Raw genomic sequence first — 25,064 nt, forward strand, 5'->3', positions numbered from 1 at the left:
GGACGGGCAATAGCGGCTTTTTATTTAGCATCCGCTTTTTTCCATCATCATGAATAATTTTCCTAAGGCGTTGAAAAATAAGGAAAGACATGAGCCGGGCGAAAGGAGGAGAAAAGGTGCCGGCGATCGAAAAGCGACTCCTGTTCTTCTCGCTGCTTGCCATCGCCTTGTACGTGTCGCCGTATTTTGTGCTCGGTGAAGATGCACATATGCGCGTCCATGACAATTTGGATTCGAACATTGCTTGGTATAAAGTGCTCACCCGCAGCGGTGAGTTGTTTGGACCGATCGATGGAGTTATCCCGCAAATCATTAACGGGCTGCCGCGCAATGCGTTCGGCACAGAATTCAGCGGCATCGTGTGGCTTCATGCCTTGTTTCCGTCCGTTTACGCCTATGGTCTCAGCCAAGCGATCACTCGCGTTTTTGCGTTCATCGGCATGTATTTGCTGTTGAAAACACATGTCCTGCCCGGCCAGCGTTGGCTATGGATCCGTATCGGTGCTGCCTTGACGTTTGCGTTGACGCCGTTTTGGCCGTCGGGAATGTTAAGCACGCTCGGCATGCCGCTCGCGCTTTGGGCGTTTTTAAACATCCGCAACGGTGAGCGCTCATGGGTGAACTGGGCGGTATTGACGCTATTGCCGCTTTATTCGAGTTTTGTTCTAGGCTTTTTCTTTTTCTTAAGCGCACTTGGTGTTTGGTGGCTTATTGATGTCATCCGCGGAAAAGGGTGGAACTGGCGGTTTTTTGCCGCGATCGCCTATATGACAATGCTTTATTTGGCGGTTGATTACCGGCTTGTTCATTCGCTTTTGTTTGCCGATGAACCGACAAGCCGCGACGAGTATTTCCATGCTCGCCTGCCGCTTTGGCGCGTCATTCGTTTGACATTCAAAAACTATGTGCTCGGACATACACATGTGATGACCGTGCACGGGCTCGTCATCTTGCCGTTGACGTTGCTCGCCTTATATTTGGTATGGAAGCGGAAGCGTTGGCGGCAGGAAACGCCGTTTGTTGTGCTACATGTGCTGAATTTTGCCTTGTCCACATGGTATGCGTTTTGGTTTTACAAAGGATGGCTGCCGCTAACCGAACGATTCGATTTACTCGATAAGTTCAATTTTGCTCGCTATCATTTTTTGCGGCCGATGGTCATTTATGTCTTGTTTGCGATGGCACTGAAAATTGTTTGGCAGGAAGGACGGAGATGGCGGGCGGTCGGCGCAGCGGCGATAGCCCTGCAGCTGTTGGTGCTCATCTCGTACAATGAGGAAATCGTCTATCGCAATAAACCGTCGTTCCGGGAATTTTACGCCGAGAAGCAGTTTGCCGTCATCCGTGAGTATATTGGCCGTCCTGTGCATACATACCGTGTCGCCAGCATTGGCATCCATCCGGCGATCGCTCAATACAACGGTTTTTACACACTTGATACGTACAACAATTTCTACCCGTTGGAATACAAACATCGCTTCCGCCGCATCATTGCTAAAGAGCTCGAAAAAAACAAAAAGCTGCGCGAGTATTTCGATGAGTGGGGCGGACGCTGCTACTTGTTTGTCGATGAGCTTGGCAAACATTATATGTTTAAGAAAAACTCAAAACGAACGATCCGCCATCTTGAATTAAACACGAGGGCGTTTTACGAGATGGGTGGGCGCTATATTTTTTCGGCGTTGCCGATTGAAAACGCAGCAGAAAATGCCCTTCGCCTTGAACGAGTGTTCCGATCTGATGAATCGGCATGGACGATTTATTTATACAAGGTGATGCGGGAAGGAGGAAAATGACATGTCCGATCCGGTATTGGCTATAGTCGTACCGTGCTATAACGAGGAAGAAGTGCTGCCCGAGACAATCGGCCGCTTGCGGTCGTTGCGTGAAGAACTGATCGAAGAGCGACTCATTTCACCAAAAAGCGCGCTCCTGTTCGTCGATGACGGCAGCCGTGACAGCACATGGAAGCTCATTTACAAGGCGAGCTTGCGGTATCCGGAAGTGAAGGGATTGAAACTGGCGCGCAATGCCGGCCACCAAAACGCGCTATTGGCTGGGCTGTTTGCAGCTAAAGCGCATGCGGACTGCTTCATCTCGATCGACGCTGATTTGCAAGACGATTTGTCAGCCATTCGCGCGTTTGTACAAAAGTTTCGCGAAGGCTATGATATCGTTTACGGCGTGCGCCGGCGGCGCGACACGGACACGTGGTTTAAACGTCATACCGCCCAAGGATTTTATCGGTTAATGAAGATGTTTGGCGTCGATCTCGTTTATAATCATGCCGACTATCGACTGATGAGCCGGCGCGCTGTTGAAGCGTTGGAACAGTTTGGAGAAGTGAATTTGTTTTTGCGCGGCATCGTCCCACTTATAGGTTTCCGGTCGACATCCGTTTATTACGATCGGAAGGAGCGGTTGGCGGGGAAAACGAAATACCCGTTAAAAAAGATGATCGCTTTTGCGCTCGATGGTGTGACATCGTTCAGCATCACTCCGATCCGTTTCATTTCGCTCATCGGGTTCGTCTCTTTTGTCATCAGTCTGATGTTCGGCGCTTACTTTCTTTTTTTAAAGTGGGCCGGGCATACAGAGACGGGCTGGACATCGCTGATTACGTCGATTTGGCTGTTAGGGGGATTGCAGCTCATTGCACTAGGGCTGATCGGTGAGTATATTGGTAAAATTTACAAGGAAACAAAACGGCGGCCGCGCTATATCGTTGATTTGGATTTATGGAATTGGCCGCTGCCGCAGCGGCTGTCGCCAGCATCGACGTCTGAAGAGCCGGACGCGGCAGAATTGACGCGGCCGTAGCAGGAGAAAAGGCAGGTGGCGTTCGGCACTGCCTTTTTTTTCTTTTCTTGCAATTGAAAAAAAGAAAGAGTAGACTGATGAATGGGACAAATTCATCATTCTGTAAGACGGAAGTATGGCGGTCGTACCTAACACCGCCAAGGCAGAGGCATCGATAGGAAAGGGGAGAATCGGAGATGGGCAACTGGCACGAATGGGCGGAACTGCTCGAGCGGGTGCGAGGGACGAAACCGCTCGTCCATAATATTACGAATGTCGTCGTGACGAATTTTACGGCGAACGGGCTGTTGGCGCTCGGCGCTTCGCCGGTGATGGCGTACGCGAAAGAGGAAGTGGCCGAGATGGCGAAGCTTGCAGGAGCGCTTGTGTTAAATATTGGAACGTTGAATGCAACGGAAGTCGAGGCGATGCTTATTGCCGGCCGGGCGGCTAATGAGGCCGGGGTACCGGTGATTTTCGATCCGGTCGGTGCCGGGGCGACCAGCTACCGAACAGAGACGGCGCACCGCATCGCCGAACAGATTCAACTCGCGGTTGTGCGCGGCAATGCGGCGGAAATCGCCAATATGATCGGTGAATCGTGGATGATTAAAGGAGTCGACGCCGGTGAAGGAAGCGGGGATGTGGTCGCTTTGGCCAAACGGGCGGCAGCCAAGCTCGGCACCGTCGTGGCAATTACCGGAAAAGAGGATGTCGTCACAGATGGACAGGCAGCATATTTGATTCACAACGGCCATCCGCTGTTGACAAAAGTGACCGGGGCAGGTTGTTTGTTAACGTCCGTCGTTGGAGCGTTTGCGGCTGTTGAGCAGGATGCTGTGAAGGCAGCGGTTGCGGCGTTAACCTATTACGGAGTCGCAGCTGAACAGGCAGCCGCCGAAGCCGGACAACGCGGCCCAGGCAGTTTTCAGGTGGCGTTTTTGGACGCCTTGGCTCGCATTGGCGTTGATGATGTGAAGCGTGAGGGACGGGTTGAACAACGGTAAAAGGGGAGGAGAACCATGACGGTGTATAAAGCGTTGACGATTGCTGGGTCGGACAGCGGCGGTGGCGCCGGCATTCAAGCGGATTTAAAAACATTTCAAGAGCTTGGCGTCTTTGGCATGTCAGCGATTACGGCGGTGACAGCACAAAACACGCTCGGCGTGCAAGGCGTCTATCCGCTTTCGGCTGAAGCGGTGGCTGCACAAATCGAATCGGTTGCGGTTGACTTGGGCGTGGATGCGCTCAAAACCGGGATGTTGTTTAGCGCTGATATTATCCGCACCGTTGCAGAGCAAGTGAAAAAACATGGCTGGGAGCGGCTTGTCGTCGACCCGGTGATGATTGCCAAAGGCGGTGCCCCGCTGTTGCAGGAAGAAGCGGTTGCGGCGTTGAAAGAAGCGCTGTTGCCGCTGGCGTTTGTCATTACACCAAACATTCCGGAAGCGGAAGTATTGACTGGCATTGCCATTCGCACGATGGATGACCGCCGTGAAGCGGCGCGCCTTCTCCATCGCATGGGCGCCCGCTATGTCGTCATTAAAGGCGGCCATGACGATGATGGCGAAGAAACAGTCGACTTATTGTATAACGGCAGCGAATTTTCTTACTTCAAAAGCAAGCGGATTGATACGCGTCATACGCATGGAACCGGCTGTACGTTCGCCGCAGCGGTTGCGGCCGAGCTCGCGAAAGGAAGACATCCGGTGGATGCTGTCGGGACGGCGAAATCGTTCGTACAGGCGGCGATCTCTCATTCGCTCGGCATCGGCCAAGGCCACGGGCCGACCAACCATTGGGCATACCGTCAATACGGGGAGTGAGAACGATGGCACGCATTACGAGCGAAGAGATGAAAGAACGGCTTGCTGTTTACTTTATTATGGGAAGCCAAAACAGCGAACGGCCGGCAGAGGATGTGCTCAAAGAAGCGCTTGACGGCGGTGTGACGCTGTTTCAATTTCGCGAAAAAGGAAGTGCTGCCTTAGAAGGGGAGGAAAAAGAAGCGCTCGCCCGGCAGTTGCAGCGTCTTTGCCGCACTTACGGCGTGCCGTTTATCGTCAACGATGATGTTGAGCTGGCCATCGCCATTGATGCGGACGGCGTCCACGTTGGTCAAGATGACGAAGACGCACGGCGCGTGCGGGAAAAAATTGGCGATAAAATTCTTGGTGTTTCGGCGCATAATGTGGAAGAGGCGAGAGCGGCCATCGAAGCGGGTGCCGACTACATCGGCGTCGGTCCGATTTATCCGACACGTTCAAAAGACGATGCGAATGAAGCGCAAGGTCCGGGAATTCTCCGCCACTTGCGCGAACAAGGAATCACGATCCCGATTGTTGCTATCGGTGGAATTACGGCTGATAATACGAGAGCGGTCATTGAAGCTGGAGCAGATGGGGTGTCAGTCATTAGCGCCATCGCTTCCGCCCCGGAGCCAAAAGCGGCGGCTGCAGCGTTGGCGACGGCGGTGCGGGAGGCCAACCTGCGCTAAACGACAGTGAAACCGTCAAAAAAAGGGTGTCCTCAATGGGACACCCTTTTTTCGTGCTACGATGTTGTTTGCCTCCATTTCGGCAGCCGCCATTCCAAAAGCGGCCGAACAAGCCGGATGACCGGTTTGCTCCCGAGAACGAGCATTACGGCGACCGATAGCACAAGCAGAAGTGGATAGCCGTGCACGTCCATAATAAAATCGGGGAACGATGTTTCGTGCAAATATTTTAAAATAAACCCGTGCAAGATATAGATGTAAAACGTGCGCGCTCCCAGCACGGAAAAGGAGAAGCGTCGGCTTGGGATGAGCGATAGAAAGCTGAACATCATCAGCAGGCTCGCGACGTAAATGGCGAGACGGCTCATCATGCCAGCCGGCTCGGAGACGCCAAGCGTATCGTACGATTTCGAGCCGTACAGCCAATCTTGTGGCAAATCTGGAAAGCCAAAGCGAATGAGCAAAAACATGCCGGCAAGCACGATCAGTGAAACAATGCGCACCCGTACGGCAAACAAGCGCTCGATTGTCGGCTTTTCAAAGAAAAACCCGAGCAAAAAGAAAGGGAAAAACGTGAGCGTTCTTGACAAGCTCAGCCATTTTTCCGCTTCGAGCATGCCGCCCGTAAGCCCAAGCAAAAGCGCCAGCGGCAGTGCCATTCGTTTTGGCAGCCGGCCGAACCATAACAACAAGACGTTCCAGCTGAATAGGCTAAGCAAAAACCATAAGCTCCAATGCGGGGTCAATAACTCAAACTCGAGCGACTGCTTGTCATACAAAAAGAAATAGTAGACGGAATATAGCAGTTGGAACAAAATATATGGAAGTAATAACTTTTTTGTGATTTTTTGCAAGTAGCCTCGTTCATAAAATTTTTTGGAAAAATAGCCAGAGATAAAAATGAACGCTGGCATATGGAAAAAGAAAATCCACGTATACAAGCTGTGCACCCATAGGACACTGTCGATGTATGGGCGTAGAAAGTGGCCAAACACGACAAGGAGCATGAGCGCGCACTTCGCGTTGTCAAAATAATAGTCCCGCTCCTTCACGGTGTTTCCTCCTTTCTATATACACCATTCGAATCATACTCCCTTTTTTTGGGGGAGTCAACTGTTGCCACAAGGCAGCTGGGGACGGCTGACCGTGATATTAGTTTATCCAAGAAAGGTGATGATTTAGTGAAAAACGACCGGCATGAAGCAGAGGATATGACGCCGTTATTGCAACTCATTAACGCTAAAGGGGACAAAGGAGAACTGCGTGAGCTCGTCTGCAGTGATGAGTTGTTTTGGAAAAGCTTGCGAACGCAGGCAGAAGATAGTGCAAAAGGGGGCGAATAGGAATGGAGACGCTGAGGGCGAAACGGATTGCCGAGGCTGGGGAGGTCGTCCCGGTGATGTATGAAGGAAAATCGGTGATCATTCAACATGTCGATGAAGAGCAAGAAATGGCGCGCATTTATTTCGTCGATGAACCGGAACGCGAGCAAGATGTGCCGGTGCGTCTGCTCGAGGAACGATAGGCGATGGGCAAGTCGTCGCTGTTTTGTCAAGGGAAAGCCGATGACACGTCTTGTTCTGGTATGATATAATGATTGAAAAAATGACGTTTGAACATTGGAGTGACAAACATGAACATCGGCTTTGGAGAAATTGCGCTTATCGTCTTTTTCGCTTTGTTGATTTTTGGTCCGAAAAAGCTGCCAGAATTAGGACAGGCAGCCGGCAAAACATTGCGTGAATTTAAAAACGCAACAAAAGGCATCATCGATGACGACGAGAGGACAAAAGCACAAAAATAAGAGGCTAGGCAAAGAGGTCTAGCCTCTTATTTTTGTATTTCGTCCACGAGCCGTCAAACGATCTGCCGGTTTCCTTCGCTGGTCTGACAAAAAAGAGACAAGCTTGACTAGGAAAGGCCATATACATATATGAGAACATGTTGTTCGTTTCTTGTTGGCCGAATGGCCAACGCGGCGGAGGGATCAACCATGGTAATGAAAAAAATGATGGCAATCGTCGGGGGAAGCCTGCTGCTTGGCATCGGCATCAATGTATTTTTAGTTCCCCATCATTTGCTTGATGGGGGGATGATCGGTCTTGGGCTGATCGCCAAATACGTCTGGCACGTTCAGGCGGGGTTGACGATGATCATCTTGAGCGTCCCCCTTTATTTGGCGGCTTGGTTTTGTTACCGTCCGTTTTTTTACAACAGCTTGCACGGTCTTCTGTTTTCCTCGTGGATGATTGATGTATTATCGGTTTTGCGCGGCATTGTGACGTTAGATCCGCTCTCGAGTGCCATCATTGGCGGGATGCTTGTCGGCGCGGGCATCGGTCTGATGTTGCGAGAGGAGACAAGTACGGGCGGCACCGATTTACTTGCTCAGTTTATTTCCAAATGGACGAATTGGAACGTTGGGGTCATTATCTTTGTCATTGATGCCTGTATTATTACGAGCGGAAGCATCCTGATCGACTCCGTGCCATTCGTTCACTCCCTTATTGTTGTCACCGTTGTCGGTGCAGTGACAACGATATTGACGCGCCAAAAAACGATGGGGGTGTAGTCTAATCCCCATCGTTTTTCACGGCAGCTCTTCTTATGGGCGAAGACTATGTCGAGCCACTTTGACGTTTGGAGGCGGAAAAACGTACACCATGTCAATGGAGCGAGAGAATGGCTTATGACGAAGCGGCTGCGGATTTAGCCAACTCGAGCGCGCGGTAGACGTTAATGAGCCCATAGCCGTAATGCGGGTCTTTTCCGCGGTCGCCCAAATCGTCAGCACTTTGAATAATAATATTGCGCACTTCGTCATTGGTGAGGCGCGGGTTGACCGAGCGAATTAAGGCAGCGAGTGCGGTGACGTGCGGCGCAGCCATTGACGTGCCGGAAAGGGCGGCGTACCGATGTCCGGTAAACGTGCTGGCAATGTTTGTTCCAGGCGCGACGACGTCTACATAATCGCCATAGTTAGAGTACAATGCGTACGAAAGATCAGGGTCTACAGCCCCAACACTGATCACTTCCGGGTAAGCGGCCGGAAAGCTCGGCTGGGACGTGCTGTCATTGCCGGAAGCCGCCACAAGCACGACGTCATGGGCATCAGCGTATCGGATCGCTTCCTCGAGCACCGAAGATGGCTGGTAATTGCCGAGGCTTAAATTAATGACTTTCGCCCCGCGGTCAACCGCCCAATAGATGCCTTTGGCTACATCGATGCTCGTCCCGTAGCCGTCAGCGTTTAACACCTTGACTGCCATGATTGGGTTGAACCATGTGATGCCGGCGATCCCTTCCCCATTGTTTGGTTGTGAGGCGATAATGCCGGCCACATGGGTGCCATGGCCGTTTTCGTCATCCGGAGAGCGGTTATCAGCCAACACGTTGTATCCGTGGCTGAGTCGATGGGCTAAATCAGGGTGAGTTAGGTCGACCCCGCTGTCGATGATGGCGACAGGTACGGTTTGTTTGCCGCGTGACAACGTCCAGCCGGCTTCTGTATCAATGGCGGGCAAATTCCATTGGTAACGGGCGTAAAACGAGTCGTTCGGCACATCCGTTTGCCGCGGAAGGTCGTTTTGCATGTAAATGTAGTTCGGTTCGCAATAATCAACTGTCGGAAGCGTACGGAAATAGCGGCGCATTTCCTCGTACGTTCGTTTGTGCGAACGGAACACAAACACCTGATTCAACCGTTTGACCAGCCGTCCGTCAATGGCCGCCTCCATTTGCCGAATGTCATGGTTCGCAGGTGTTGTCCGGAAACGGACGATAATTTCATTATAAAAGTAGTGGCTTCGGTCGCCGCGGCGGTTATGGCGGATTTCTTGGATGCGTGGATGCTCGTTTAATCGTTGTTTCAGCTGTTCCCCCGCGCTAAGGCTGTCTAGGGTGACGACAGTCGGATGCGTATGCGCGTCTTTGGTGTCAAACGGCTTAAGCCGCGGAGGGACGGGAGCGTTTTTTTCGGTCGCCGGCCGGCTGAAACTAACGGCAGCGACGACAATCAAGGCGACGACTGCACTGATGGCTATCCATATTGTCGATCGGCGTTTCACCATGTTCACCTCCTTTTTTGTTAGGATGGGCGAATGACGGGCAAATGATGAAAAAATGGGATTCTCCCTTTGACAGGGGAATCCCATGAATCCATTTAGTGACCGGCCGATTGCACCATTTGTTGTGCTGCTTGTATATCCAGACGCAGCTGCTCTTGGACATTGGTCGGATGATAGTATCCTTTGTTGACCATATATTGGCTAATTTGTTCATGAAATGCAATCGCGTCATTTAAATGTTGTTTCAGTATGTTGCGCACTTCCGGGGTCGCTGCTTCGGCAAGAGCCGTCGCACACCCTTTGATCGCACTTTTTGCTCCAATGAGATAGTCAGCAGCGATTATTTGCTCATTTAATACACCGATTGGCATCGTTGTTGACTGCATCGTTGTTCCTCCTTCGTTCATTACGATAATAAGTTTTGCAAGTCGAGGATGTGCTGCGTCGTTTTTTGAATGTCTTGCTCGATGAGCGATTTCAGTTGCGGGTCGCTCACCATTTGCCGCATGGCCATACTTTTAGCGAGGCATGTATTTTTAAACATAAGTAGTTCGTGCAACTCCAACGCTTCGTGTGTTCCTATCACTTTCATCCCTTTCACCACCCTTTTGTGACATAGTATGTGCCTGCCTAGGTGCGGTATAAGTGGGGAGTGATGGAAAAGTTGGGGTGTGGAGTTTCCAAACAGCTGAATAATTGAAAAAAGAACCACATGTACCTCGAGTTTTCTTGGTGACAGGATACAAATTGTTACCGATGGCGGTCGCGTAGGTGTTGGTATGAGCTGCGTATCGATCCTCAGAAAAGTGGTTGAAGGGGATGCCGAGCCATGATTGAGGTTGCGGGCATGTGATTGATTGGTGTCGCTCACGTTGACCGCATTGGGAACAGTTCCCTTGCAATGGCCGCTGCTTGGCGGCTCACACTAATAGGCAAGGGAGGGAAAACAATGAACGAAACATGCTTTTATTGTCAGTGCGAGTGCGACGACAACGTGCATTACGTTTCGTTCTATACAAACGGCAAGGAACACGAGGAAACGCTCTGTCCGGAATGTTATGAAGAGTGGTTGCAAGGCATGAAAGGTTGATCTCTTTCCTAGCTTTTTCCTTGCTTGAGAGCAAGGTTCTTTTTGGCGGAGATAATAAACAAAACCGCACCGCGATCAAATCGGTGCGGTTTTTTCCGAGAGCGGCGGGGTGACGATGGTGTCATCCAAGTTGCACGTTTCGTCGTAACAACGGTATACAGCCCCCTTCCCCCTCGGGGTATGGAGCGACAGCAATAAAATGTGCTCACTTCCAGTGCGGGTGACCTTTGTTTCCATTTTGAGCGCCATATCATTCAGCGTCAGTGAGTAAAAACGATATGTCAAGCCAAGCCATGTACGTTCAGACTGGACGGTATCCGGATGATGGCGGATGAGTTCAGCGAGCTCGGCGAACGAATGACTTTCCCGCTGCATCCATTCATGGAGGGCAGAAGTTGTTTGCTTTATCCAATTTTTCCATGACAGTTTCATCAGCATCACCTTTTTTCATCCAGCATGCCCGTTTCCGCCGCTCATTATACAGGCAACCGGATGGAGAAGGTCGTCATGTTGGCATCAGACGAACAGCTGATTTCCCCGCCGTGGTCTTCGATCACTTTTTTACAAATGTAAAGGCCGATGCCCGTCCCTAATTTTTTTGTCGTAAAAAACGGCTCAAAAATGGTTTCAACAATATCAGCAGGAATCGCCGGACCGTTGTTGGCGATTTCAATGATGACCCTTCCTTCTTGGGAGCGGGCAGCAATCTTGATGCGGCGCGGCTTTTCCTTTTCTTTTACCGCTTCGATCGAGTTAAGCAAAATGTTTACTAATACTTGGCGAAGTTGGTCTTTATAGGCAAAAATATGTATTGATTCATCGATCGCCAACGAAATGTCGACATCGCTGTCGACGATCGTCGCGTATAAAAAATCCATGATTTCCTCTAACAATTGGCGCAGCGAAAATGTTTCTTTTTCGCTCTCAACAATTTCTTGGCGCGAGGCATGCAAAAATTGTGAAATGCGAAATTTCAGCTGCTGCAGTTCATGATCGATAATGTCTAAATATGGCAAATGAGGATGCTCAAATTTTAACAATTGGATAAAACCGATAATGGCTGTCAGTGGATTACGAAATTCGTGCACAAAACTAGACGACATTTGCCCGAGCAAGGTCAGCCGATCTTGGTGCGACCTGGCGATCAACATATTTTTCTCGCGCAGCTCTGCTTCTTTCAGTTCGTTATATTCCTTGACGGCATGAAATAAAAATTGGTCAAACAGCTCGTTCATATGGTCGATGAGCGGAGCTAGCTCGGTGATCGGCAATGGCGCGGTTAACGCGTGCTTAATGATCAACCGCCGCCCCAAGTTAACGTTGTAGACAAGGGTTCCGATCCCAGCGTTCATTTCCGCCCGTTCCTTGGCGACTTTGTTGGCTAGTCGTTCAACGGTCTCACCGGACAGCGACTGCGATAACGCTTCTTTGACTAGCGTAAACATTGCCAAGCTATTTTGCTCAACACGGTCAATGTATTTATCATCAGCGGCAATTTTCATCTGTTGCCGCCAATGGGCAAGAAAGCAAGGCAGATGGGCTTCTAAATGGGTGACGAGCTGTTGTGCGGCAGATACCAAAAAAATCCACCTCTCTTTCCATCTTTTATTATCATTATAAGAGGGAATATCGAACTAGAACAGAGGGAAAATCATAATATCAGGCGTGTTGATTATCCAATAAAATCCAAAGGGTATAGAAAAAAGAGCACCTTTCCTGTAGAATGTGAGTAGCGACACAAACAAACCCAGGAGGTGCTCTCTATGAACAAGCATACCACACTCCCGAATTTGATGCAAAAACTTGTTTCGGATGAAGAGATTCAACTGATTGCCGAAGCGGTTGGGTATCGTGATTCGTCTCGAACCTTTACGTTGCGCGAGTTGATTCACTTCTTCCTGCTGGCCGCCATGCATCAATGGAAAAGCTTTCGCCACGGAGCCGATGTGGGGCCTCTGTATGGATTGCCGCGATTCCATTATTCAACTGTATCCAAGAAAGCGAAAGAAGTTCCCTATGACATCATGAAACGCTTGTTGGCGTTGATCATTTCCAAGTGCAACCGCCAAACCCGCCGTTCGCTTCGGTTTCCCAAACCGCTTCGGGTGGTGGATTCGACGACCGTCACGGTCGGGAAAAACCGCCTGCCATGGGCGCCGTATCACGGCGAACGCGCCGGAGTGAAGCTGCACGTCGCGTATTCGCCGGAATCCTCGTTGCCGGCAGACGTGGTGGAAACCATCGGACTGCGTCATGATGGCCCGGTGGGAGAACAGTTGACGAACGCTCAACAAGTGCTGGTGGAAGACCGGGCGTATTTCAAAATCGAACGCCTCGATCGATTTGTGGAGCAGCATCAGCTCTTTGTCATTCGGATGAAGGACAACATCGAACTTCATCAGAAAAAAAGCTTGAAACGCCTTTCCAGCACATCCTCATCGGTTCAAGCCGACTTCACGTGCCAGTTGGGGACGAAACAATGCCGCTCCACCAAGCGTCACCGGGTGGTGATCTTTCGAGATGCGAATGGCCGCGACATTCGGGTCGTGACGAACCTCTTCCATGCGTCTGCGGAAACCATTGCCGACATGTACCAACAACGTTGGACTGTTGAGGTCTTTTTCCGTTGGGTGAAGCAATATCTGAATGTCCCGACCTTGTTTGGCACGACGGAAAATGCGGTATACAACCAACTGTTTGCGGCGTTCATCGCGTATGTGTTGCTGCGATGGCTGTATGATCAAACCAAAAAACAGACGAACGTCTCTCTTTCCTTCATTTCGTTCGTTCGCCGTTTTTTCTCTGGGCAGCTTCCTCTCGATTGGAAATCCGGGATGGCCGCTGCTTTGTTTGAGTATGCCCAAATTTATGGAAGGCGTATGTCTAATTTTGGATAATCAACACTCGTGTCATAATATAATCCGATAAAACTAGTTTTCTTTCACAAAAAAGACCAAGAAATGCCTGTCCACATAGGAAAGACAGACTGTTTGAACAAAAAAAGAAAAATCATGTATAATGAAGCAGACAGAAATATCTTCCAAAAAGGTTGGGGAACGTCATGAAACTGTATGACTCCATTTTAGACTTAATTGGCGGCACGCCGATCGTGAAGTTGCGGCGTCTTCCAGACCCAGACGGGGCGGATGTATATATGAAGCTTGAATCGTTCAATCCGGGCGGCAGTGTCAAAGACCGGCCCGCTTGGGAAATGATTCGTCGGGCTGAAGCGGAAGGGAAAATTACACCGGGAAAAAGCACGATCATCGAACCAACGTCCGGCAACACCGGCATCGGTTTAGCGATGGTATGCGCCGCTCGAGGTTATCGTTGCATCATTACGATGCCAGATAACGCGACGACCGAGCGGGTGAAAATTTTAAAGGCCTACGGAGCAGAAGTGCATTTGACACCGGCGGAGAAACGGATGCAAGGGGCGATCGATGAGGCGAATCGGCTCGCCAGCGAAATCCCTGGCAGCTTTATTCCGATGCAATTTGAAAATCCGGCCAACCCGGATGCGCACCGGCATACGACGGCAGTCGAAATTTATGAAGCGTTTTCCGGCCGGCTCGATGCGTTCGTGTTGACGGCCGGCACCGGTGGGACGGTGACCGGGACAGGAGAAGAGCTGAAAAAACGCATTCCGAATTTGCGCATTTACGTTGTCGAGCCATACGGCTCGCCCGTGTTGTCGGGCGGTAAACCAGGACCGCATAAAATTCCCGGCACGGGCCCAGGGTTTATCCCGAGCATCTTAAACCGTTCGATTTATGATGACATTTTTTTGATCAAAGATGAAGATGCCCAACAGATGGCACGTGAACTGGCGGCGAAGGAAGGGATTTTGGTCGGTGCCTCGGCCGCTGCGAGCGCCTATTACGCCGTCAAAGTGGCCAAGCAGTTTCCAAAAGGAGCGCGCGTTCTTTGCATGGCGCCTGATTCGGGCGAACGGTATTTGTCGTCCGATTTATTCGCGGATTAAGCAGAGGATGCAAACGTTGGTTTCACGGCTTGTTGCCTTGCAAAGGAAGGGACATTCCTCTCCGTCAAACAGGAGAGGAATGCTTTTGTTTATAGAAAGCAGGCAATAAGGCAGCCGTTGCTGTTCCCTTTTACTTTCGGACAGCCGTCAAAAGGCTCACGAAAGGTGGAGAGGAAGTGTTGAGGTTTGGAAAGAGAACAACGGTGGAACAACATCGCACGCATTGCCTTAACGTTTGTCATCGCGGCATCGGGCGGCGTCGGCTTCGCCCTTTTGCGCATTCCGCTTCACTGGGTGCTCGGTCCAGCGGCAGCGCTGCTTGTAGCGGGACATTTTCTGAAAGGAAAGCTGTATTGGCCGACGGCCATCCGCAACGCGGGGCTCATTCCGATCGGTTATACGCTTGGCACGGCGCTGACGGCAGCGACGCTTGGCGAGATGGTCCGGCAGTTGCCGTCAATGCTGTGGGCGACAGTGTTGATTTTGCTCTTTAGCTTCCTGTTTTCTTGCCTGATGGCGAACGTGACCGGTATTCCGCTCCGCTCTGTCGTCACTGGCAGCATTCCAGGCGGTTTGTCGCAAATGATCGTTCTTGGTGAGGAGCTAAAAGGAGTCGATATGACGGTCGTTACGCTCTTTCAAGTGATGCGCCTCATGGGCGTTGTCTTTCTCGTTCCGTTCATCGCCTTGAACCCGCTCTTTTCCGGACGCTCTGGAGCGGCTGTGGACGCCGGAACCGCACAAGAGCCGGATTGGACGATTGGTCTTGCTTTATTCTATTTTGTCGTTACCGTTGCCGGTGCACTCGTTGGCAAGCGCATGAAACTGCCGACTGCCTATTTGCTTGGCCCGATCATCGGAACGGCGGCGCTTGTGGTAGCTGGGGTGCCGGCGCCGGATTTGCCAGCACCGATATTGGATATCGCGCAAATTACGATGGGGGCTTATCTTGGTTTAATGCTCAAACCAGCCGACATCAAGGGGAAGCGGAAAATGATGCTTACGGCGGCTGCCATGGGTTTTTCTCTTATTTTGTTTTCTATGGCTGCTGCGTTCGTATTGACAAGCTTGCACGGCGTCCCTTATTTGACCGCGTTTATCGCTTTGGCGCCAGGCGGCATGGATCAGATGGGGATTTTGGCGCAAGAAGCGAAGGCGAGCCTGGCGATCGTTACGAGTTACCAAATGTTCCGCATTTTCTTCATTTTGTTCGTCGTCCCGCCGGTGCTGAAAAAGCTGTTCGCTGCCCGATGGTTTCAACGGATCGAACGTTGGCAAATGCGGCATGGCGGATGAGCATGGCGGATGAGGAAGGACGCGATGGCGATGGTCGCGGAAAAGTGAGGGCTGTGACAAGTGTCAGATATATGCTAAACTAGAAAGAAAAAGGAGGGGAGTCGCGATGAATCATTCGACCGTTTACCGTCCGCATAGCCCGATCGCCAAGCTGGCTGTTTCATTTCTGGCGGCGCTTGCTGTTGCAACGGCAGGGCTGTACGTGGGACAATGGGTGCCGGCCGGCCTTTATTTGCCGCTTTACGCGCTTGAACTGATTTTGCTTCTTGTGATGATTTTCGCCCGCCGCAAAAAAGCGGTCGGCTATCCGCTCATGTTTGCGTTTATGCTCGTCTCCGGCGCCACGCTGCACCCGCTGATCGGCTATTACATTTCCGTCATTGGTGCTGCGGCGGTGTTGAAGGCGTTTATGCTTGCGGTCGTATCGTTTTCCGGCGTCGCCATTTATGCGGCGAGAACGAAAGAAGATTTTTCGTTTCTTGGCGGGTTTTTAATGCTCGGCCTGTTTGCCTTGCTGGGCTTATTGATCATCCAATGGTTCATTCCGTTCTCAAGCATCGGGCAAATGGGAGTGGCGGCGTTAGGAATTTTAATCTTCCTCGGTTTTACGATTTATGACATCAACCGCCTCGCCCGCTACGGCTTTACGGAAGCCGATATCCCGATGATCGTCGTCAATATTTATCTTGATTTTATCAACTTGTTTGTTTATATTTTGCGTTTTTTCGCCAGCGATGAAGATTGAGCGCCAAAAAAGGGCTGCTTCCCAAAGGAGCAGCCCTTTTTCCGTGATGGTGTCATTAAAGCGGCAAATCGCGTTTGGAAAAAGTGACAATCCCCGCTGTGTAGCTGATAACGCCGATTGCCAATAGCAGACAGGATGGGAGCCATTCCGCTTGACCTTGAGCGATGGCTCCAGGCTCGAAGGCGGCAAAAATCGATCCATACCGGAGCCATTCCGCTTTTTCAGTCAGCTTGCCGATGAGATCGAAACTGTAAAACAGAACGGTGATCCCGCTGGATAAAGACAGCGCTCGTTTTTCGTCATTGGCTATGGCGCAAAAGAAAAATGAATAGCCGCTAATGGCGAAAAAGAGAAGAAAGCCACTGACATTGATTGCGAGAAATCGTTTTTGGTGCAGAGCATCATTCGTGACTAGCCATGCATCGGCAGCAAAGCCGGCCGCTGCGGAGGTGAGGATGATGGCTGCTAGTCCAGTGAGCAGCACGAGCGCTTGGGTGAAGGCGATGGTCTGCCGGGAATTCGGCGTCGCAAGCAAATATGCCATCGAACCGCGGTCGATGGGCCGAGCCAGCAGTTGATTGGCAGCAGTAATGCAATAAATGGACCCGAGCAAAAGAAACAGCAATCCGTAATATTCGCCGGCGATGAATTCAAGCAAATTGCCCATACCGGTGATGTTGAACGCTTTTAGAAACCCGCTTGGCAGCTGCTGTAAATAATGATTGATGATTTTTGAGTCTGCCAACGATGGATAAATGGCAGCCACCAGTACGATGTAAAAGGCAGATCCGGTCGAATAGCCAATGATCGTTTTTGTCTGTGCTTTGAGCATTTGTTTGTATAAGGAGACATTCATTGTTCATCCCCCCGGCGGTCATAGTAATGCATAAAAATATCTTCTAGGCTTTGTGTGCGGAGATCGAGATTTTGCACTTGGTATTGGGCCAGCTCGCGAATGAAGGCATTGTAGTCTCCTTGCACCGCGATGCAAACGTGGCGGCCGTCATGGTGGATGACCTCGAGCGGCGAGGAAAGCAATTGGGCAACCTCCTCTTCACGAGACAACATGACATCGAACAGTTTCCGCTGCATCGATTGCAATTCATGAACATCGTTGACCGCCATCAAGCGGCCGTCTTTCATGATCGCCACCCGGTCGCATGTCCGCTCGATTTCAGGGAAGATGTGCGAAGATAAAAAGATGGTTTTTCCTTTCTGTTTTTCTTCGCGAAGGAGATCGATAAACGTTTGCTGCATCAGCGGGTCGAGGCCGGATGTTGGTTCATCGAGAATGATCACTTCGGGATTATGCATGAGAGCGGCGACAAGGCCGACTTTTTGTTTTGTTCCTTTGGACATTTTCCGGATAGGGAGGCGGGTGTCTAATTGCAACCGTTCAATTAGTTCATCACGATAGCGTGTCGTTTTCATTCGCCGCATCCCGGCGAGCAGGTCAAGCAGTTCCATTCCAGTCATTCCTTCGGGAAAAGCGATTTCACCCGGTAAATAACCGACCAATGCCTTCACGCGGACGGACTCTCGCCAACAGTCGAATCCATGGATGAAAGCGCGTCCTTTCGTCGGTTTCAGAAATCCAAGCAAGTGCCGGATCGTTGTTGATTTTCCCGCGCCGTTCGGCCCTAAAAATCCGAACACTTCGCCTTGGCGGACGGTGAAGGTGACATCAAAAATGCCCCGGCCGTTCGGAAAGACTTTCGTTAACTGTTGCAATTCGATCATGACATGATCTCCCCTAGAGATAAATTTTGAAATGTTTATATAAAAATATTTCATTCCTATTATATTTTAAAATTTAAGTGTTTATCAATTAATTTTGTAATTTTTATTTCTGTTTTATTAAAATTAAGGGTAGAATGAAAATAAAAGAAAAGCGAGACGGAAGGTGGTTTTTGATGAATGGATTTGCCAAGCGGACGGAACAAAAAAAACAGGCGATCAAGCAAACGGTGTTGGAGTTGCTGCGGACGAGCGATCCACGCGGGATGACGATCCAAATGATCGCCAAGCAGGCTAACGTGTCGCCAGTGACGATTTACAATTATTTCGGGAGCAAGGAACATCTCGTCCGCGAAACGCTTATCGATTATATGATCCGCCAGGTGGAAGAATACGAAGCCTTTTTAAAAGAAGACCGCTCATTTGCAGAAAAAGTGAAATATATCATTTTTCAAAAGAAAAAAGTGTTGGGAGAAATCCAAGTTGACTTCATTCATCGCCTTATAAAGGAGGATGATGAATTTCGCCGTTCGGTCGATGTGCTTTACGAAACGAGGGTGCTGCCGCTGGTGATCGAAATGATTCGCGAAGCCCAAGAAAATGGAGAGATTGCCCCGTACTTATCCATTGATACGCTGCTTTTGTATTTGAATTTATGGCGCGACGTGTCAGAGAAAATCCCTGTTTCTTTGTACAGCGAACGGCTGATTGATGAGCTGCTGCTTCTGTTTTTTTACGGTGTGAAAGGAGAACAGGAGCGGTGAAAAGCAGGAATTGACGGAAAGGGAGGCGAATAAGGGAGAAAAATGGGGGGAGGAGTATGATGAAATTTGCCGTCAATGTATCAACGATTTTTACTGAAGTGCCGTTTCTTGATCGATTCGCGAAGGCGAAGCAGCACGGATTTTCGCTTGTGGAGTGCCAGTTCCCGTATGCGGCGGCGCCGGAAGCGATTGCTGATGAATTGGGAGAGCACGGGTTGTCGCTCGTGTTGATCAATTTGCCGGCTGGCGATTGGGAAAAGGGAGAGCGCGGGATCGCGATTTTCCCCGACCGTCATGATGAATTTCGCCGCGCTCTTGAAGACGGTGTGCGTTATGCACTAAAGCTTGGCGTGCCGTGCCTTCATTGCATGGCCGGGGTCGTTCCGAAGAGTGTACCGCGGGAACAGGCGAAGGAGACGTATCTCCGCCGCCTCGACGAAGCAGCGACAACGCTTGCCGCCCATGGCCTGACGGTAACGATTGAGCCGATCAATCCGTTCGATATGCCGGGTTACTTTTTAACGAATATTGAGGAAGCTGCGGCGATCATTCGCGAACTCGGTCGGCCGAACGTAAAGCTGCAGTATGACGTGTACCATATGGCACGGCTTGGTTTTGATGTGGCGGCAACGTTTGCCGCTTACGAGCCGCTCATTGCCCATGTGCAGTTTGCTGATCACCCGGGTCGGCACGAGCCTGGAACAGGAGTGCTGCCGTACGACGAGATTTTTTCGTTTTTGCAGGAATGCGGCTATGATGGGGTGGTTGGACTTGAGTACATCCCCGCGCGGGAGAGCAGCGAAAGTTTTGCTTGGTATGACGCTTATCGCATGAAAGGAGGAGTAGGACGATGACGAATGTCGGCTTTATCGGGTTGGGGGTGATGGGCTCGCGCATGGCGAAGCGGTTGCTTGATGCCGGGTTTCCCGTAACCGTGTACAACCGCACGCCGGAAAAAGCGGCGATTCTCGTTGAATCTGGCGCCCGGCAGGCAGAAACGATCGCGGCGTTGGCGAGTGAAGTCGATGTGATTTGTACATGCTTGTCCATGCCTGATGATGTCATCAATGTCTACACAGGGGAGGGCGGTGTTCTTAGTGCAGCCCGTCGAGGAGTGATTTGTCTCGATTTTACGACCGTCGGTCCAAAGACGAGCCGTTTCGTAGCCGGACGGGCCGGTGAGCGCGGTGTCGCTTATTTGGATGCGCCGGTAAGCGGGGGGCCGGAAGGAGCAGAACAAGGAACGCTTACGATTATGGTCGGTGGCGATCAAGCAGCATGGGAGCGGGTACGGCCACTTCTGAGCGTGTTAGGAAAAACAGTCGAATATTTAGGGGAAAGCGGCGCCGGCAGTGCGGCGAAAATACTCAATCAATATTTAGTTGCCGTCCATTCCGTCGCTGCGGCAGAAGCGATGGTCGCCGGCGTCGCTTATGGGTTGGATGCTGGAAAGTTGTATCGGTTGTTAAAAGAAAGCTACGGAGACAGTCGAATGCTGCGCCGCCATATGGAGCAGTTCGTGCTGCCGCGTCAATTCGCGCCTGGTGGGGCGGTGAAGTATGTACATAAAGATGTGCGCTTGGCGAATGCGTTCATGAACGAAATCGGCATCAATCGCTGCCTCGGCTCCGAGGCTGAAGAAACGTTTGCGGCGGCGATGGACGCTGGCCTTGCTGATTTGGATATGTCGGCGGTCATCCAACTATTTGAGCGACAGGTCGGAGTGACAGTAAAAGAGACAGAATGAGCAGAATGGTGTGTGAATTCAAAAAATTCATTGAAAAAAAGAGCCATCAATGCTTTAATAGAAGTAGAGTCACCTCCTGCAGGAGGTGGATTGGCTGAAACGTCAAGCACGTTTCGCTTTTTTTAAAAACTAAAAAAGAAACGTTGTTTCGTATTACGGAACAAAGGAGGGGCAATCATGCTCTCGTTGACATGGCTGGATGAGTTATGTGCGTTTTTGTCTCCGGAACAAATGGAAGTAAACGAATCTCCTCATCCGCTTGGCAATAGCGGTGCGGTGACCGTTTACCCGCAGACGGAAGAAGAAATCGCCGCTGTGCTCCGTTATGCCGACCGTCAGGGCAAAAAAGTCGTTGTCATGGGCCGCGGTACGAAACGAGGGTTTGGCGGACAGCGGGAACAGGCGGATATTTTGCTGTCCTTAGAAAACTATGCAGGCATTGTCGAACATGCGGCTGCCGACATGATGGTCACTGTGAAAGCGGGGACGGTGTTTGGCGATTTGCAGCGTGAGCTTGCCCCGTACCGACAAAAAGTAGCCTTAGATCCGTTCTGGCCGGATGAAGCGACGGTTGGTGGGGTGATTGCGGCGAACGACAGCGGTCCGAAGCGGCTTGGCTACGGAGCGGCACGCGATTCGGTCATTGGGCTGCGCATTGTGTATCCGAACGGTACGGTCATCCGTTCCGGCGGTAAAGTGGTGAAAAACGTCGCCGGTTATGACATGAACAAACTGTTTATCGGGGCGATGGGGACGCTCGGTGTGCTGAGTGAGGTTACATTAAAGCTCCGGCCGCTTGCGAAATATGAAAGTGTTGTATTGCTGTCGTTTCCAAGTGGCGATGTCCAATCGATTCACTCGTTCGCTGTTTCCTTCCTAGATACGATGATGGAGCCGATTTGTTTTGAACTGCTTACCCCGACGCTCGCCGAACGATTGACGGGACGACCTGTCTATACGCTCGTGATCGGATTTGAAGATGTGGAAAAGGCCGTTCACTACCAGGAGCAGTGGGTGGAGCGCCTCTGTCCAAAAGCAGCTTCAATGGCCGTTTTAGCCGGCGAGGAGGCAGAAGCGTTTTGGCGGACATTTTATACGATCGCGCCGAACGGGCGTCTGACGACAGCGGGAGGGGGCGTTGAAGCGGCGGTGAAAATTGGCGTTGTCAACTTGGATGTGCTCTCGGTTTTGCGAGAAAGCGAGTTAATCGCGGATCGCTGCCACGTTCAAATTGAGGCGAACGGCGGATTGGGTCATGGGCTTTGCCAAGCGTATGTGCGCGGCAGCGAAGAGGGAGTGATCGCCGCCGTTGAGGAGCTGCGCCAAATGGCGGTTCGCTTGGGCGGCTATGCGGTCGTCAGGCATTTGCCATTTTTCTTGCGCCAACGCATCGATGTCTGGGGAGGAAAGCCAGCGTACTTTTTCCTGCTCGAAGGGATTAAGCGGAAAATCGATCCGAATAAAACGGTCAACGATCAGCGCTTTATTGGGGGGATTTAACGATGAGTACAGTGACGAGTGAGCGGACGGGCAGCCCGGCGTGCGCAACCGCAAGCCTTGGCAACTACCGGTTTGCCGACTTGCCCGACCCGAGCAAATGGGCGGATTGCGTTCATTGCGGTATGTGTTTAGAGTCGTGTCCGACGTACGAACAAACCGGTGAAGAACAACATTCTCCACGTGGTCGTGTTCACTTGATGAAGTCGGTCGGTGAAGGGAAGCTTGATTTAACGCCGGATTTGCTTGACCCGATTTTTACGTGCTTAGACTGCCGCGCCTGTACGACAGCGTGTCCGGCTGATGTTGATGTCGGCGGTCTCATTGAACAAGTGCGCGGCCAGCTCCGCCAGGCGGTGCCGCTCACGGGGTGGAAGGCGCTTGTGAACGACTTCTTCTTAAAAGGGATATTCCCGCATCCGTCGCGCCTTGATTGGCTTGGTCGTCTGCTGAAGCTGTACCAACAAAGTGGACTGCAGACAGTGGCGCGCAAAACGGGGATGCTGCGGGTAATGCCGGACCATTTGGCCGAGATGGAAGCGATTTTGCCGAAGGTCGGCACGCCGGTGCGGAAAAAGTATAGGAACGAGCCGTTGATTAAGGCAAAAGGGGAAACAAAGCGGACGGTCGCGATCTTGACTGGCTGCATCATGGACGTGATGTTCTCAGATATTAACGAAGCGACGATCCGCGTGTTGACCCGTAACGGCAACGATGTCGTCATCGTCTCTGATCAGACGTGTTGCGGGGCGCTTCACGTTCATGCCGGCGACCGCGAAACGGGGCGGAAGCTCGCCAAGCAAAACATCGAGGCGTTTCAAGGTGTGGACCATGTGATCGTCAACGCCGCTGGCTGCGGTGCGATGTTGAAAGAATATCCGGAATTGTTCCGCCATGATCCAGAATGGCATGAAAAGGCGGAACAGTTTGCCGCGAAAGTCGAGGATGTGTCTAAATTTTTGTATGATACGGGCTTCAAGGCGCCAAAAGCAGAATTGAATGTGCGCCTCACGTATCACGATGCGTGCCATTTAGCTCATGGACAAGGCATCCGTAAGGAGCCGCGCGCCGTCATTGAAAGCATTCCAGGCGTGGAGATGGTCGCCATGCCGAACGCTGACCGCTGCTGCGGCAGTGCAGGGATCTACAACCTCACCCATCCGGACATGGCGCAAGCAGTGCTTGAAAGCAAAATGCAAAACGTGCCACAAGATGTGGAGCTCATCTCGATGGGCAACCCGGGCTGCATGTTGCAAATGGCGCTGGGCGTCATGAAGCATGGGCGAAATCAAAAAATCGTCCATACGGTGCAATTGCTCGATTGGGCATACCAAAAAGAGGAAGGGAAGGACGTGCGCATATGAGAAAACGGCCCATTGCAACGAATGACCCGCATATTCGGGCGCTTGCCCGCATCGTTGGGGAAGAGGCGATTTTGTATCGGAAAGAAGACTTAATCGCCTATGACTGTGACGGTTTCACCGTCCATCGCCATTTGCCCAAGGCGGTCGTGTTCCCAAACAGCACTGAGGAAGTGGCGGCGGTCGTCAAATATTGTCATGAGCATGAGCTGCCGTTTCTTGCCCGCGGTGCCGGCACGGGGCTAAGCGGTGGAGCGATTCCATTAAACGGAGAAGTCATTATCAGCCTGACAAGGATGAAGCGGCTTTTGCACGTCGATCTCGAAAACCGGCGCGCTGTCGTCGAGCCAGGGTTTGTCAACTTGAAGTTGACGAATTCCGTCGCCCACCGCGGCTACTACTACGCGCCTGACCCGTCAAGCCAATATTGCTGCACGATCGGCGGCAATGTTGCGGAAAACGCCGGTGGCGCCCATTGCTTAAAATACGGAGTGACGACCAACCATATTTTGGGACTTGAAGTAGTCTTACCTGATGGTGAAGTGATTGAAATCGGGGGAAACGGTGTTCCCGACCCACCCGGCTACGACTTGCTCGGGCTGTTGACCGGATCGGAAGGGACGCTCGGCATCGTAACGAAAATTACCGTTCGCTTGCTAAAAAATCCAGAGGCGAAACAGACGGTGCTTGCGTATTTTGATGAAGTGGAAGATGCCAGCCAAACCGTTTCCGACATTATTTCGGCCGGAATTGTGCCGGCGGCGCTCGAGATGATGGATCAAACGGCCATCGAGGCGGTCGAAGCAGCTGCGTTTCCAGTCGGACATCCAAAAGATATTGCCGCACTTTTACTTATTGAAGTGGACGGCATTTCCGCCGGGATTGGCGAACAAATTGACGATATTTTAACGATTTGCCGCCACCATCATGTGCGCGAAGTGAAAGTCGCTGAGTCGGAAGAAGAACGCGCTCGCTGGTGGGCGAATCGGAAAACCGGCTTTGGTGCCATGGGGGCGATATCACCCGACTATTTAGTGCAAGACGGCGTCATTCCGCGCAGCCGGCTGCCTGAAGTGTTGCGAGAAATTGCGAACATTAGCCGCAAGTATGGACTGAGAATCGCGAACATTTTCCACGCTGGTGACGGCAACTTGCATCCGCTCGTCTTGTTTGACGCCAGCCAACCAGGGGAGACGGAGCGGGCGCTTGCGGCCGGAAGTGAATGTCTCAAGGCGTGCGCGGCCGTCGGCGGGTCGATTACCGGGGAGCACGGCGTCGGTCTTGAGAAAAAAGAAGAGATGCGCTTTATTTTCAGCGATGAAGAAATCTTGGCGCAAACGGCGATCCGAGACGTGTTCAATCCGAAAAACTTGCTCAACGCGGGCAAGCTGTTCCCAACACCGGGGCGGTGTGTAGAGACAAAACAGGTGTCGTCGACAGTAAAATGAAAATTTTACAAAAACGATTGTCAGCGGTTTC

The 25,064-nt window shown here is 51.4% G+C and carries 28 protein-coding genes; 20 read left to right on the forward strand and 8 right to left on the reverse strand.

Annotated elements, in window-relative coordinates; all coding sequences use genetic code 11:
* The first annotated feature begins 116 nt into the window (after nucleotides 1–116).
* From IC804_RS17330 to thiE, 5 genes are all read left to right on the forward strand, one after another.
* A complete protein-coding gene (locus IC804_RS17330) occupies nucleotides 117–1,796 on the forward strand; it encodes a DUF6044 family protein (protein WP_172825304.1) in 1,680 nt (559 codons plus the stop codon).
* A 1-nt stretch (nucleotide 1,797) separates the two neighbouring features.
* Complete coding sequence (locus tag IC804_RS17335) at nucleotides 1,798–2,820, forward strand: glycosyltransferase family 2 protein (protein ID WP_081157365.1); 1,023 nt, start codon at nucleotides 1,798–1,800, stop codon at nucleotides 2,818–2,820.
* A 176-nt stretch (nucleotides 2,821–2,996) separates the two neighbouring features.
* Entirely contained in the window at nucleotides 2,997–3,806 is an 810-nt protein-coding gene (thiM, locus tag IC804_RS17340; protein WP_008879355.1) for a hydroxyethylthiazole kinase, read from the forward strand.
* 15 nt (nucleotides 3,807–3,821) lie between these two features.
* Entirely contained in the window at nucleotides 3,822–4,625 is an 804-nt protein-coding gene (gene thiD, locus IC804_RS17345; protein WP_008879354.1) for a bifunctional hydroxymethylpyrimidine kinase/phosphomethylpyrimidine kinase, read from the forward strand.
* A 5-nt stretch (nucleotides 4,626–4,630) separates the two neighbouring features.
* Complete coding sequence (thiE, locus tag IC804_RS17350) at nucleotides 4,631–5,296, forward strand: thiamine phosphate synthase (protein ID WP_011887289.1); 666 nt, start codon at nucleotides 4,631–4,633, stop codon at nucleotides 5,294–5,296.
* Nucleotides 5,297–5,352: 56 nt separating this feature from the next.
* Here thiE and IC804_RS17355 read toward each other — a convergent pair whose 3' ends face one another.
* Nucleotides 5,353–6,348 (reverse strand): acyltransferase family protein, encoded by a 996-nt coding sequence (locus IC804_RS17355; RefSeq protein ID WP_008879352.1) that lies wholly within the window; start codon nucleotides 6,346–6,348, stop codon nucleotides 5,353–5,355.
* A gap of 48 nt (nucleotides 6,349–6,396) precedes the next feature.
* On the opposite strand from IC804_RS17355, the gene IC804_RS17360 reads away from it, so the two are divergent.
* From IC804_RS17360 to IC804_RS17375, 4 genes are all read left to right on the forward strand, one after another.
* Nucleotides 6,397–6,639 (forward strand): hypothetical protein, encoded by a 243-nt coding sequence (locus tag IC804_RS17360; protein ID WP_223812841.1) that lies wholly within the window; start codon nucleotides 6,397–6,399, stop codon nucleotides 6,637–6,639.
* 2 nt (nucleotides 6,640–6,641) lie between these two features.
* Complete coding sequence (locus IC804_RS17365; RefSeq protein WP_008879350.1) at nucleotides 6,642–6,821, forward strand: H-type small acid-soluble spore protein; 180 nt, start codon at nucleotides 6,642–6,644, stop codon at nucleotides 6,819–6,821.
* A gap of 108 nt (nucleotides 6,822–6,929) precedes the next feature.
* On the forward strand, nucleotides 6,930–7,100 hold the full coding sequence (locus IC804_RS17370; protein ID WP_029760881.1) for a twin-arginine translocase TatA/TatE family subunit: 171 nt from the start codon (nucleotides 6,930–6,932) through the stop codon (nucleotides 7,098–7,100).
* A gap of 189 nt (nucleotides 7,101–7,289) precedes the next feature.
* The gene (locus IC804_RS17375) at nucleotides 7,290–7,868 is read left to right on the forward strand and encodes a YitT family protein (protein ID WP_008879348.1); all 579 of its coding nucleotides are present in this window, start codon (nucleotides 7,290–7,292) and stop codon (nucleotides 7,866–7,868) included.
* A gap of 115 nt (nucleotides 7,869–7,983) precedes the next feature.
* On the opposite strand, the gene IC804_RS17380 is transcribed toward IC804_RS17375, so the two are convergent.
* From IC804_RS17380 to IC804_RS17390, 3 genes are all read right to left on the reverse strand, one after another.
* Nucleotides 7,984–9,363, reverse strand: coding sequence for a S8 family peptidase (locus IC804_RS17380; RefSeq protein WP_081157369.1), 1,380 nt, complete (start codon nucleotides 9,361–9,363; stop codon nucleotides 7,984–7,986).
* A 95-nt stretch (nucleotides 9,364–9,458) separates the two neighbouring features.
* Nucleotides 9,459–9,749: a spore coat protein gene (locus tag IC804_RS17385; RefSeq protein WP_035498240.1), complete on the reverse strand. Its 291-nt coding sequence runs from the start codon at nucleotides 9,747–9,749 to the stop codon at nucleotides 9,459–9,461.
* A gap of 20 nt (nucleotides 9,750–9,769) precedes the next feature.
* On the reverse strand, nucleotides 9,770–9,955 hold the full coding sequence (locus IC804_RS17390; RefSeq protein WP_008879345.1) for a hypothetical protein: 186 nt from the start codon (nucleotides 9,953–9,955) through the stop codon (nucleotides 9,770–9,772).
* Between the two features lie 357 nt (nucleotides 9,956–10,312).
* On the opposite strand from IC804_RS17390, the gene IC804_RS17395 reads away from it, so the two are divergent.
* The gene (locus tag IC804_RS17395) at nucleotides 10,313–10,453 is read left to right on the forward strand and encodes a hypothetical protein (RefSeq protein WP_008879344.1); all 141 of its coding nucleotides are present in this window, start codon (nucleotides 10,313–10,315) and stop codon (nucleotides 10,451–10,453) included.
* Between the two features lie 75 nt (nucleotides 10,454–10,528).
* Here the strand turns inward: IC804_RS17395 and IC804_RS17400 are convergent, their stop codons facing one another.
* Nucleotides 10,529–10,885, reverse strand: a complete 357-nt coding sequence (locus IC804_RS17400; protein WP_008879343.1) for a hypothetical protein — start codon at nucleotides 10,883–10,885, stop codon at nucleotides 10,529–10,531.
* Nucleotides 10,886–10,929: 44 nt separating this feature from the next.
* Entirely contained in the window at nucleotides 10,930–12,033 is a 1,104-nt protein-coding gene (locus IC804_RS17405) for a histidine kinase N-terminal domain-containing protein (protein WP_081157366.1), read from the reverse strand.
* A 183-nt stretch (nucleotides 12,034–12,216) separates the two neighbouring features.
* On the opposite strand from IC804_RS17405, the gene IC804_RS17410 reads away from it, so the two are divergent.
* The 4 genes from IC804_RS17410 (at nucleotide 12,217) to IC804_RS17425 (ending at nucleotide 16,479) form a co-directional block, all read left to right on the forward strand.
* The gene (locus IC804_RS17410) at nucleotides 12,217–13,350 is read left to right on the forward strand and encodes an IS4-like element IS5377 family transposase (RefSeq protein ID WP_015374614.1); all 1,134 of its coding nucleotides are present in this window, start codon (nucleotides 12,217–12,219) and stop codon (nucleotides 13,348–13,350) included.
* A 164-nt stretch (nucleotides 13,351–13,514) separates the two neighbouring features.
* Nucleotides 13,515–14,438, forward strand: a complete 924-nt coding sequence (cysK, locus tag IC804_RS17415) for a cysteine synthase A (RefSeq protein WP_008879341.1) — start codon at nucleotides 13,515–13,517, stop codon at nucleotides 14,436–14,438.
* Between the two features lie 186 nt (nucleotides 14,439–14,624).
* Complete coding sequence (locus IC804_RS17420) at nucleotides 14,625–15,734, forward strand: AbrB family transcriptional regulator (RefSeq protein ID WP_008879340.1); 1,110 nt, start codon at nucleotides 14,625–14,627, stop codon at nucleotides 15,732–15,734.
* A gap of 106 nt (nucleotides 15,735–15,840) precedes the next feature.
* A complete protein-coding gene (locus IC804_RS17425) occupies nucleotides 15,841–16,479 on the forward strand; it encodes a Bax inhibitor-1/YccA family protein (RefSeq protein ID WP_008879339.1) in 639 nt (212 codons plus the stop codon).
* A 55-nt stretch (nucleotides 16,480–16,534) separates the two neighbouring features.
* Here the strand turns inward: IC804_RS17425 and IC804_RS17430 are convergent, their stop codons facing one another.
* Together IC804_RS17430 and IC804_RS17435 are read right to left on the reverse strand one after the other, a co-directional pair.
* The gene (locus tag IC804_RS17430) at nucleotides 16,535–17,335 is read right to left on the reverse strand and encodes an ABC transporter permease subunit (RefSeq protein WP_081157378.1); all 801 of its coding nucleotides are present in this window, start codon (nucleotides 17,333–17,335) and stop codon (nucleotides 16,535–16,537) included.
* Nucleotides 17,332–18,219 carry an ABC transporter ATP-binding protein gene (locus IC804_RS17435; protein ID WP_081157379.1) on the reverse strand — a complete coding sequence of 296 codons (888 nt, stop codon included), beginning with the start codon at nucleotides 18,217–18,219 and terminating at the stop codon, nucleotides 17,332–17,334. The genes IC804_RS17430 and IC804_RS17435 overlap by 4 nt, the downstream gene beginning before the upstream one ends.
* 173 nt (nucleotides 18,220–18,392) lie before the next feature.
* Here IC804_RS17435 and IC804_RS17440 point away from each other — a divergent pair, with 173 nt between their 5' ends.
* From IC804_RS17440 to IC804_RS17465, 6 genes are all read left to right on the forward strand, one after another.
* Complete coding sequence (locus tag IC804_RS17440; RefSeq protein ID WP_008879336.1) at nucleotides 18,393–18,980, forward strand: TetR/AcrR family transcriptional regulator; 588 nt, start codon at nucleotides 18,393–18,395, stop codon at nucleotides 18,978–18,980.
* A gap of 59 nt (nucleotides 18,981–19,039) precedes the next feature.
* Nucleotides 19,040–19,834 carry a hydroxypyruvate isomerase gene (gene hyi, locus IC804_RS17445; RefSeq protein WP_081157385.1) on the forward strand — a complete coding sequence of 265 codons (795 nt, stop codon included), beginning with the start codon at nucleotides 19,040–19,042 and terminating at the stop codon, nucleotides 19,832–19,834.
* The gene (locus IC804_RS17450) at nucleotides 19,831–20,727 is read left to right on the forward strand and encodes an NAD(P)-dependent oxidoreductase (protein WP_081157380.1); all 897 of its coding nucleotides are present in this window, start codon (nucleotides 19,831–19,833) and stop codon (nucleotides 20,725–20,727) included. Before hyi ends, IC804_RS17450 begins: the two co-directional genes overlap by 4 nt.
* 177 nt (nucleotides 20,728–20,904) lie before the next feature.
* Nucleotides 20,905–22,227 (forward strand): FAD-binding oxidoreductase, encoded by a 1,323-nt coding sequence (locus IC804_RS17455; RefSeq protein WP_081157381.1) that lies wholly within the window; start codon nucleotides 20,905–20,907, stop codon nucleotides 22,225–22,227.
* A gap of 2 nt (nucleotides 22,228–22,229) precedes the next feature.
* Complete coding sequence (locus tag IC804_RS17460) at nucleotides 22,230–23,588, forward strand: (Fe-S)-binding protein (RefSeq protein WP_008879332.1); 1,359 nt, start codon at nucleotides 22,230–22,232, stop codon at nucleotides 23,586–23,588.
* Nucleotides 23,585–25,033 carry an FAD-linked oxidase C-terminal domain-containing protein gene (locus IC804_RS17465; RefSeq protein ID WP_081157382.1) on the forward strand — a complete coding sequence of 483 codons (1,449 nt, stop codon included), beginning with the start codon at nucleotides 23,585–23,587 and terminating at the stop codon, nucleotides 25,031–25,033. Before IC804_RS17460 ends, IC804_RS17465 begins: the two co-directional genes overlap by 4 nt.
* Nucleotides 25,034–25,064: the final 31 nt, after the last annotated feature.

The organism is Geobacillus sp. 47C-IIb (assembly GCF_014679705.1).
In the GTDB taxonomy this organism is placed as follows: domain Bacteria; phylum Bacillota; class Bacilli; order Bacillales; family Anoxybacillaceae; genus Geobacillus; species Geobacillus thermodenitrificans.